This window comes from Protofrankia sp. CiP1_Cm_nod1 (assembly GCF_920888515.1).
Classification (GTDB): Bacteria; Actinomycetota; Actinomycetes; order Frankiales; family Frankiaceae; genus Protofrankia.
The window spans coordinates 1-10,201 of record NZ_CAKKTM010000206.1 but is presented as its reverse complement, the minus strand read 5'-3'; the positions used below and the strand labels follow the sequence as shown (position 1 = coordinate 10,201).

The window sequence follows — 10,201 nt, the reverse complement described above, 5'->3', positions numbered from 1 at the left end:
CAGCGACGTAGAACTTTGATCTATTTTTTGCATTCTCGCGGTCAGGCGCGTAGGAGGGTGATGGTGTGGCCGGCGGGGCTGGGGATGGTGGTGATGGTGGTTCTTTCGGTGATGGGTGGGGCGTCGGGACGGGTGTCGAAGAGGACAAGGACGCCGTGGTCGAGGTGGATGCGGTCGAGGTAGCCGTCGAGCTGGATCAGGCCGCGGCGCAGCGGGTCGGCCTCAGCTTGATGTTGAACGGGCTGGACGTGCCCAGCCGGGACGGGTCACCGCCGGAGGCAGCCCCGGGGACCCGCGGAATCGCGAAGCGATTTCGAGGGTGGTAGTCGCGGACGTCGCGTAGCCCGCACAGCGCCACCGATGCCGGGAATGCCGCCGGACGATCGGTGAACCCGGCCCGCAACTGCCGCAGCACACTGATCAGGCTCTGCCCGCGCAACGCGTCGATCTCGTCGAAGAACAGCACCAACGGCCGCGGACACACCCGCGCCCACGCCGCGAGCGCGGCAGCGAGCAGGTCCGCCTCGGATGCCTGCGTCCACATCGGCGGATGCAGTTCCGCTGGCAGAGCGAGCTCGGCACGCCGACGGATCTCACCGAGGATGCCGAGTTACGCCGCACCGTAGTCGTCGCCGGCGGCCTCACCCAGCTCGCAGGAGAAGTACAGCGCCGCGTACCGGCCGATGGCGGTCAGCTCCTGCGCCAGCGCCCGCAGCGCTGTCGTCTTCCCCGTCTGCCGGGGCGCGTGCACCACGAAATACCCCCCGACTGCTCGACCAGCCCTGGCGCCTCCGGCAGCCGTGACAACGCCGGCACCATGTAGTGGTACTCCGGCAGGCAGGGGCCCGCCGTGTTGAACCGCCGCACCGGCCACCGCCCTCCACGGCCTCGGGGCAGAACCTCCCACTGCCTCGGGACAAGGACCGCCACCGGCGACTTTACGGCCCACCGCCGGCCCGCCAGGGTGGGCGCCGTGTCCGGCTGTTGTCCACCACGGCATCCGGCGATCTTTGTAGCTGCCCTTCGGGGCGGAGCCGCGAGCCGCGGAGGCGTGAATTCCGTGCTCGATGGCGCTGCTGTTCGTTGCTGGGCGGGCGGCCCCGTTCCCACCCGCCGGCCCGACAGGAAGACGGCCACGCCGAACGAAGCGGTTTCGACGGGCAGGATGCCCGGCCGTAGGTGAAAACCGTTGTCCTGACGACCCTTTCCACCTACAGACGCGGAGACCGTAGGTGGAAAGGGTCGTCAGGACAACGAAAACGACCTACGGCCGCCGCGGTCGTCAGACCTCGGCGACGGCCTGGGCGAACTGGGCCTGGTAGAGGCGGGTGTAGGCGCCGCCTGCGGCGAGCAGGCTGGCGTGGTCGCCCTGTTCGACGATCGCGCCGCCGTCCATCACCAGGATGGTGTCCGCGTCCCGGATCGTCGACAGCCGGTGCGCGATCACGAACGCGGTGCGCCCGGCCCGCAGGGTGGACATGGCCCGCTGGATCAGGACCTCGGTGCGGGTGTCCACCGAGCTGGTCGCCTCGTCCAGCACGAGGATCAGGGGCTCGGCGAGGAACGCGCGGGCGATGGTGATCAGCTGCCGTTCCCCGCCGCTGACGCCGGCGCCCTCGTCGTCGAGCACCGTGTCGTAGCCGTCCGGCAGGGTGCGCACGAAGCGGTCGACGTGCGCGGCGGTGGCCGCGGCGACGATCTGTTCCCGGGTGGCGCCCTCGGCGCCGTAGGCGATGTTCTCGGCGATGGTGCCGCCGAAGAGCCAGGTGTCCTGGAGCACCATGCCGATGCTCGCCCGCAGCTCCTCGCGGGACATGGTGGCGATGTCGACGCCGTCCAGGGTGATCCGGCCGCCGGTGACCTCGTAGAAGCGCATCAGCAGGTTGATCAGGGTGGTCTTGCCGGCGCCGGTCGGGCCGACGATCGCGACGGTGTGCCCGGGGTCCGCGGTCAGTGACAGGTCCTCGATCAGCGGCTTGTCCGGCTCGTAGCGGAACGCAACGTGCTCGAAGGCGACCCGGCCGCGCAGCCGCCCCGGGTGTGCCGGGACGAGCGGGTCGGGTGCCTGCTCGGCGGTGTCGAGCAGGTCGAACACCCGCTCCGCCGAGGCGACCCCGGACTGCACCATGTTCGCCATGCTGGCGACCTGGGACAGCGGCTGGCTGAACTGCCGGGAGTACTGGACGAACGCCTGCACCTCGCCGATCGACAGCGAGCCGGAGGCGACCCGCAGCCCGCCGACGACCGCCACCAGCACGTAGCTGAGGTTCCCGATGAACAGCATCGCCGGCTGCATGAGCCCGGAGATGAACTGCGCGCGCCAGCTGGCGGCGTAGAGCTGCTCGTTGTACTCGCGGAAAATCTGCGCGGACTCCCGCTGACGGCCGAAGACCCGGACCAGCGCGTGCCCGGTGTACATCTCCTCGATGTGCGCGTTGAGCCGGCCGGTGACCTTCCACTGGGTGACGAACTGCGGCTGGGCCAGCTTGCCGATCCTCGTCGCGACGACGATCGACACCGGTACCGCGACCACCGCGATCAGCGCGAGCTCCCAGGAGATCCAGATCATCATCGACAGGACGCCGACGATGGTCAGCACGGACGCGATGATCTGCGACAGGCTCTGCTGCAGGCTCTGCTGGAGGTTGTCGATGTCGTTGGTGACCCGGCTGAGCACCTCACCGCGGGGCTGGCGGTCGAAGTAGCGCAACGGCAGCCGGGAGATCTTCGCCTGCACGTCCGCGCGCAGCGTGCCGATCACCCGCTGCAGCGCCAGGTTCGTGAGCCTGGCCTGCGCGACGCCGCACAGCCCGGCGAGCACGTAGACGGCGAGCACCCACAGCAGCACCGAGCCGATGGCGCCGAAGTCCATCCCCTGGCCGGGGGTGACGTCGAGCGAGGCGAGCAGGTCGGCCTGGGTGCCGTGGCCGCCGGCGCGCAGTTCGGCGACGGCGTCGGCCTTCGAGGTGCCGGCCGGCAGCCGGCGGCTGAAGATCCCGGCGAACACCAGGTCGGTGGCGTGCCCGAGCAGCCGCGGGCCGAGCACGGTCAGCCCGACGCTGACCGTCGCCAGCGCGATCGCCGCGGCGAACAGGTGGCGCTGCGGGCGCAGCAGGCCGAGCAGCCGGCGGCTGGATCCGGCGAAGTCCATCGACTTCTCCGCGGCGCCCTGGCCGACGAAGAAGCGGCCCGGGCCGCCCATCGGCGCCGGGCCCCGGCGTGCCGCTGCCGCCGCCGCTGGTGCCGCCGCCGCTGGTGCCGGCCTGGTCACGCGGCCTCCTCCTCGGTGAGCTGGGAGAGGACGATCTCCCGGTAGGTGGCGTTGTCCGCCATCAGCTGATGATGGGTGCCGGTACCGACAGCTTCGCCGGCGTCCAGCACGATGATCTGGTCGGCGTCACGGATGGTGGCGACCCGCTGGGCGACGATCACAACGGTCGCGCCGGCGGTCTCCCCGGCGAGCGCGGCGCGCAGGCGCGCGTCGGTGGCGTAGTCGAGGGCCGAGAACGAGTCGTCGAACAGGTAGATCTCCGGACGGTGGACCAGCACCCGGGCGATCGCCAGGCGCTGCCGCTGGCCGCCGGAGACGTTCGTCCCGCCCTGGGCGATCACGGTGTCCAGGCCGTCGGGCATGGCCTCGACGAACTCCCTCGCCTGCGCGGTCTCCAGGGCCCGCCACAGCTGGTCGTCGGTGGCGTCCGGGTCGCCGTAGCGCAGGTTGGTCGCGATGGTGCCGGAGAACAGGTACGGCTTCTGCGGGACCAGCCCGACGGTGGCGGCGAGCAGCGCCGGGTCGAGGTCGCGGACGTCGACGCCGTCGACGAGCACGGCGCCCTCGGTGGCGTCGGCCAGCCGCGGGACCAGGCTGAGCAGTGTCGTCTTGCCGCTGCCGGTGCTGCCGATGATCGCGGTGGTGCGGCCGGGCCGGGCCCGCAGGGTGATCCCCCGCAGCACCGCCGCCTCCGCCCCCGGGTAGTGGAACCCGACGTCGCGCAGCTCCAGCTCGCCGTGCCGGTCGAGGGAGCGCACCGGGTCCGCCGGCGACAGCAGGGTGGAGCCGGTGGCCAGCACCTCCTGGATGCGTTCCGCGCACACCTCGGCACGGGGAATCATCATGAACATGAAGGTGGCCATCATCACCGACATCAGGATCTGCATGAGGTAGCTGAGGAACGCGGTGAGCGCGCCGATCTGCATGTGGCCGGCGTCGATGCGGTGCGCGCCGAACCACAGCACCCCCACGCTGACGATGTTGACCACCATCAGCACCAGCGGGAACATCAGCGCCATCAGCCGGCCGAAGCGCAGTGAGACGTCGACCAGCTCGGCGTTGGCCGTCCCGAAGCGGCGCTGCTCGTGGTCGTCCCGGACGAACGCGCGGATCACCCGCAGCCCGCTGATCTGCTCCCGCAGGACGCGGTTGACGGTGTCGAGGCGTTCCTGCATCGCCCGGCCCAGCGGCCGCATCCGGCGCACCACCAGGCTGATGATCACACCGAGGAGCGGCACGACCAGGACCAGCAGGAGGGACAGCCCGGCGTCCTGATGCACGGCCAGCGCGATACCGCCCAGGCACATGATCGGCGCGGAGACCATCAGCGTAAAGATCATCAGTACCAGCATCTGGAGCTGCTGGACGTCGTTCGTGGCCCGGGTGATCAGGGACGGCGTGCCGAACCGGCCGATCTCACGGGCGGAGAACGACTGCACCCGGTCGAAGACGGCCGCCCGCACGTCCCGCCCGAACCCCATCGCGGTACGGGCGCCGAAATACACCGCGGCGCTGGCGCAGAGAATCTGCACGACGGTGACCCCGACCATGATCCCACCGATGCGCAGGATGTAACCGGTGTCGCCGACGACCACCCCGTGGTCGATGATGTCGGCGTTCAGGGTCGGCAGGTAGAGGATGGCAATGGTCGCCACCAGTTGCAGGCCGATCAGGATCTCGATCGGCCGGGCATAGGGGCCCAGGTGGGCCCGCAGAAGTCGGATCAGCATGCAGTCTCTCTCCGCGGCAGGGCGAGGCGAAGCGGAACGATAGTCCGGACGATGGCAACGCTGTCATACCGCCGTGCCGGTCGGAGCCGTGCCGACCAGTGGCGTGCCCCGGCGCCATCCACACGACCGCCGCCGGCCGGGCTGGCCGCGATGGCCACGCCGGCGACGAACGGCCCGTGGCCCGCCGAGGCACAAGAACACTACGAGTTGAACCTGACTTCAGGTCAAGACGTTTTCCCCGACACAGCCCGGAGCAGCCGGGAATCCGCCGGCACGCCAGAAATGATCATTTGGCCGGTGTGGCCCGCCCTGTCCCGTGAGGCCGTAACGTAACGGCCGTCCGCCAGTCCGCCGGTCGGGTCATAGCCAGGAGCAGCCATGAGCGAAGCCCGTCCCACAGGGACCATGACGACAGGGAGCGCGGCGGCAGGGAGCGGCGGGCTGCGCGTCCGGGCGGGTGCGCTGACTCCCATGCCGACGGTGACGATCCTGGACGACTACCAGCGGGTGGCGCTCACCAGCGCCGACTGGTCGGCGGTGCGCGACCACTACACGGTGGAAGTGCTCGACGAGCACATCCCCGACCGCGACGCGCTGGTCCGGCGGCTGCGCGACAGCGAGGTGGTCGTCGCGATGCGTGAGCGGACCCGGTTCCCGGCCGACCTGCTGCGCGCGCTGCCCGCGCTGCGGCTGCTGGCCACCACCGGGATGGCCAACGCGGCGATCGACCTCGACGCGGCCCGGCAACAGGGCGTCACCGTCTGCGGGACCACCGGGTGGGGCAACGCGATGCCCGAACTCACCATCGGAATGATCATCGCGCTCACCAGGAACTTCGCGCAGGAGGACGCCGCCATCCGGGCCGGCGGCTGGCAGCACACCATCGGCCCCGGCCTGGCCGGGCACACCCTCGGCGTCGTCGGCCTCGGCCGTCTCGGCATCCCGGTCGCCAGGCTGGCGCGGGCGTTCGACATGACGGTCATCGCCTGGTCGCCGCACCTGACCCCGCAACGCGCCGCCCCGCACGGCGTGCGCGCCGTCAGCAGGCGGGAACTGTTCACCGGCTCCGACGTGATCACCATCCACCTGCCGCTGTCGGAGACGACCCGGGGCCTGATCGGCGCCGCCGACCTCGCCCTGATGAAGCCGACGGCCTACCTGGTCAACACCTCCCGCGGCCCCATCGTCGACGAGGACGCGCTGCTGGCCGCCCTGCGCGAACGGCGCATCGCCGGCGCCGGCCTGGACGTCTACGACATCGAGCCGCTCCCGGTCGACCACCCGCTGCGGACGCTGCGCAACACCCTGCTGCTCCCCCACATCGGCTACGTCACCACCGACAGCTACCGGGCGTTCTACGCACAGATCGTCGAGAACATCCTCGCCTGGCACGACGGCACCCCGATCCGCCTGCTGTAGCCGGCCTGCCCGCCGGCCGGTCTGCCTGCCGGCATCGCTGTACGAACGTTGACGTTGCCGTATTGGCCCTCCGGCGTTGCCATGACGACGGAAGCCACCTACACCGGTGTGCCGTTCGAGGCGGGAGTTCCGACGATCTTTATGGGTGATCTTCGGGGTAAGGTCACGAGGCGCGGAGACAGGTAAACATCACTGTTCTCACACCGTTTCTCGGATCCGGAAGGAGCGGCGCGTTCCCTGGGTCCGGAGGCCCCGGATGCTGGTGCACGGAAATGTCACGGGGCTTGTGTCGGGACGGCCTGCTCGTGGCTGCTGGGGTTGTGGGAGCTGTTCAGCCAGTACCGCTGCCGTTGGAAGGGGTAGGTGGGGAGGTCGACCCACCGGGCCCGCCACGGCTCGAAAACCGCCGGCCAGTGTGGGGTCACCCCGTGCACATGCAGGTGTGCCAGGGCGGTCATCGCCATATCGGTCTCGGGGCGCCGCCCGTCCAGAACGGAGACGATCACCGGTGTCGGAACCGGTGTCGAGGCCGGAGACGTCCTGGGGACCGGGGCCGAGGGAATGGGACGGTCCGGGGCCGCCGTCGACAGCACCGGCTGGGGGCCCAGTTCCACGAACACGGTCACCTGGTCGGCCACCAGCGCGGTCACCACGTCGCGGAAAGGCACCGTGTCGCGGCAAGGAACGCTGTCCTGGGAAAGCACCGCGTCCTGGAAAAGTCCGGTGTCGTGGAGCTGCCGCGCCCAGTATTCCGGTGTGCCGGCCTCCTCGGTGACGAACCGGCCGGTCCGGGCGGAGAGGATCGGGACCGTCGGGGAGCTGAAGGCCAGCTTGTCGACGATCCGGCGGAACTCGTCGGGGACAGGGCCGGCCGCCGCCGTCGCGCCGTCGCCAGCGCCGTCACCGTCGCTGTCGCGGGGATGCCGTCGCGGCAGCCGGCCCGGCGCGGCCAGCAGCGTAGCGGCGTCGGACAGGGAGAGCACGCCCGCCACATGGGCCGCCACCAGCCCGCCGCAGGCGTCGCCGGTGATGACGTCCGGCCGGATTCCCCAGTGCTCTAGCAGCCGGAACAGCGCCACATCCAGGGCGAACAGCGCGGCCCGGGCGAACACGGGCCGCGCGAGCAGGGCGGCGGACGCGGAGTCCTCGGCTGCGAACACCACGTCGCGTAGCGGCCGGTCGGGACGCTGGCCGGGATACCGGGCGAGATGGTGCTCCAGCTCGGCCCACACCGCGTCCAGCGCCTCGGCGAACACCGGGAACGTCCGGTGAAGCTGCCGGCCCGTCCCGAGCAGCCGACCATCCCAGCCGTTGGAACCGCCCGAGCCATCCTGGCCGCTGGAGCCGTCCAGAGCGTCTGAGCCGCCCGAGTCATCCGAACTGCCCAGGCCGGTCAGGGCCTCCGGGTGGCCCGAACCGCTCAGGCCGCCCGGATTACTCGGGCCGGCCAGGCGGCCAACGTCGTCCAGGCCGGTGAAGAGGAAGGCCGTCTTGCCCGGCGTGGACGCGCTCCCCCGCAGCAGGCCCGGCGCGTCGCTCCCGGCGGCCGCGGCGTCCAGTGTGCGCAGCAGGTCGTCGCGGTCCGCGGTGACGACGGCCGCGCGGTGCTCCAGGTGCGCCCGGGTCGTGGCGAGGGATGCGGCGACGGTGTGGGCGTCCAGCGTCGGATCGGCCCGCAGATGATCGGCCAGCCGGCCCGCCTGTGCCCGCAACGCGGGCTCACCACGCGCCGACAGCACGCAGGCGACAGCCCCGGCGGAAAGAACCCCGGCCTGGAGCCCGCCGACGTGGATCGCCCCGGTGGGGACGGTGCCGGCGGCCCCGGTACTGGTGGCAACGGCCCCGGTGTGGATGGTGCCGGTGGGGGGCGGCGCTGAGGCGGGGCCGTCGGCCGGGGACGGCTGTTCGAGGATGGCGTGCCCGTTGGTACCACTGATCCCGAAGGAGGAGACCGCGGCCCGCCGGGGCCGCCCGCCCGTCTCCGGCCAGGGGACCGGCTCGGTCAGCAGCCGCACCGCCCCGGACGACCAGTCCACGTGCGGGGTCGGCCGGTCGACGTGCAGCGTGGACGGGAGCACCCCGTGCCGCATCGCCAGCACCATCTTGATCACACCGGCGACGCCGGCGGCGGCGGCCGTGTGGCCGATGTTCGACTTGATCGACCCCAGCCACAGCGGACGGCCCGCCGGCCGGTCGTGCCCGTAGGTCGCCAGCAGCGCCTGCGCCTCGATCGGGTCCCCCAGCTTCGTCCCCGTACCGTGCGCCTCCACCACGTCCACCTCGTCCGCGGACAGCCGGGCGTCCGCGAGCGCCTGCCGGATCAGCCGCTGCTGCGCCGGCCCGTTCGGCGCCGTCAGCCCGTTGCTGGCGCCGTCGGAGTTCACCGCCGATCCACGGACCAGCGCCAGCACCGGATGGCCGTTACGGCGCGCGTCCGACAGCCGCTCCAGCAGCAGCATCCCCACCCCTTCGCCCCACGACGTGCCGTCCGCGCCGGCCGCGAACGGCTTGCACCGGGCGTTGGAGGCCAGCCCGCGCATCCGGCTGAACGAGACGAACGGGTCGAGATTGGTCACCACGGTCACGCCGCCGGCCAGTGCCAGCGAGCACTCGTTGCGTCGCAGCGCCTGGCCGGCCAGGTGCAGCGCCACCAGCGACGACGAGCACGCCGTGTCCACCGTGAACGAGGGGCCGTGGAATCCCATGGTGTAGGAGATCCGGCCGGACAGCACGGAGAGCGCCGTCCCGGCCAGCAGGTAGGGGCCGATGTTGTCCGGCGCGTCGAGATGGGTCGGGCCGTAGTCGGAGCCGGTCGCGCCGATGAACACCCCGGTCCGGCTCTCCCGCAGCGCCAGCGGGTCGATACCGGCCCGCTCGAAGACCTCCCACGCGCTCTCCAGCAGCAGCCGCTGCTGCGGATCCATCGCGAGCGCCTCCCGCCGCGATATCCCGAAGAATTCCGCGTCGAAATCGGCCGCGTCGTGCAGGAAACCACCCTCCCGCACATACGTCTTCCCCGGCACCCCCCGATCGGGATCGTAGAGCGCGTCCACATCCCACCCCCGGTCCACCGGGAAACCCGAAACGGCGTCACCACCACGCGCCACCAGCTCCCACAAACCCTCCGGCGACGACACACCCCCCGGGAAACGACACGCCATCCCCACGATCGCCACCGGCTCGGCCGCCGTCTCCTCCACCGCGCGCAACCGCGACCGGACCTCGTGCAACTGAGCCACGACCCGCTTCAGGTAGACCCGAAGTTCCTCTTCAGCAGCCATCACATGTCACTTTCTCATGATGATTCCGGATTTCAGCACGGCGATTTCGGACGTCGACGATTCCGGCCGCCGACACGGCACGATCAGTAGACGCCGGGGTCGTCGTCGATGAACGCGAAAAGCTCCTCGTCCGTGGCGCGGTCGAACCGGTCGCCAACAGCGGCCGCCCCGACAGCAGTGGCTCCGGCAACGGACGCCGTAGCGACGGAAGGCCCAGTGGCGGAGGACTCGGTGGCGGAGGCCGCGGTGATGGGGGTAGCGGTGACGGGGGTAGCGGTGATGGGGGTAGCGGTGGCCGGTGCGCAGTGCCGCAGCAGCGCGGACAGCCTCGTGCGTATCCTGCCGAGCTCGTCCGTGCCCGCCGGCACCACCGCGATGGCGGCCTCCAGCCGGTCCAGCTCGGCCATGGCCGGCGACGGCCCGCCGACCCGCCCGCCACCGTCGCCTCGGCTGGCCCCACGGCCGCCGCCCTGGCCGTCCGGCGCCGGCTTGCCATGGCC

Annotated in this window: 4 protein-coding genes and 2 pseudogenes; 1 reads left to right on the top strand and 5 read right to left on the bottom strand. The window is 71.3% G+C overall.

What is annotated here, in order from left to right:
• Window positions 1-211: 211 nt before the first annotated feature.
• The 3 genes and pseudogenes from NBX02_RS23020 to NBX02_RS09395 form a co-directional block, all read right to left on the bottom strand.
• Window positions 212-819: pseudogene (locus NBX02_RS23020) on the bottom strand (AAA family ATPase); the annotation flags it as partial.
• Between the two features lie 463 nt (window positions 820-1,282).
• Window positions 1,283-3,202 carry an ABC transporter ATP-binding protein gene (locus tag NBX02_RS09400; RefSeq protein WP_250283203.1) on the bottom strand — a complete coding sequence of 640 codons (1,920 nt, stop codon included), beginning with the start codon at window positions 3,200-3,202 and terminating at the stop codon, window positions 1,283-1,285.
• A 65-nt stretch (window positions 3,203-3,267) separates the two neighbouring features.
• Window positions 3,268-5,001: an ABC transporter ATP-binding protein gene (locus NBX02_RS09395; RefSeq protein WP_250290946.1), complete on the bottom strand. Its 1,734-nt coding sequence runs from the start codon at window positions 4,999-5,001 to the stop codon at window positions 3,268-3,270.
• Between the two features lie 471 nt (window positions 5,002-5,472).
• Between NBX02_RS09395 and NBX02_RS09390 the strand changes: the two genes are divergently transcribed.
• A complete protein-coding gene (locus NBX02_RS09390; RefSeq protein ID WP_445548339.1) occupies window positions 5,473-6,420 on the top strand; it encodes a D-2-hydroxyacid dehydrogenase family protein in 948 nt (315 codons plus the stop codon).
• 275 nt (window positions 6,421-6,695) lie between these two features.
• Here the strand turns inward: NBX02_RS09390 and NBX02_RS09385 are convergent, their stop codons facing one another.
• Together NBX02_RS09385 and NBX02_RS09380 are read right to left on the bottom strand one after the other, a co-directional pair.
• Window positions 6,696-9,701 carry a type I polyketide synthase gene (locus tag NBX02_RS09385; RefSeq protein WP_445548338.1) on the bottom strand — a complete coding sequence of 1,002 codons (3,006 nt, stop codon included), beginning with the start codon at window positions 9,699-9,701 and terminating at the stop codon, window positions 6,696-6,698.
• Window positions 9,702-9,784: 83 nt separating this feature from the next.
• Window positions 9,785-10,201, bottom strand: a pseudogene (locus tag NBX02_RS09380) (hypothetical protein); the annotation flags it as partial.

Bases quoted from the DNA above. Each gene is read 5' to 3' on its own strand.
- NBX02_RS09390 (WP_445548339.1), top strand. From the start codon at position 5,473: ATGCCGACGGTGACGATCCTGGACGACTACCAGCGGGTGGCGCTCACC.
- NBX02_RS09400 (WP_250283203.1), bottom strand. From the start codon at position 3,202: ATGGGCGGCCCGGGCCGCTTCTTCGTCGGCCAGGGCGCCGCGGAGAAG.
- NBX02_RS09385 (WP_445548338.1), bottom strand. From the start codon at position 9,701: ATGGCTGCTGAAGAGGAACTTCGGGTCTACCTGAAGCGGGTCGTGGCT.
- NBX02_RS09395 (WP_250290946.1), bottom strand. From the start codon at position 5,001: ATGCTGATCCGACTTCTGCGGGCCCACCTGGGCCCCTATGCCCGGCCG.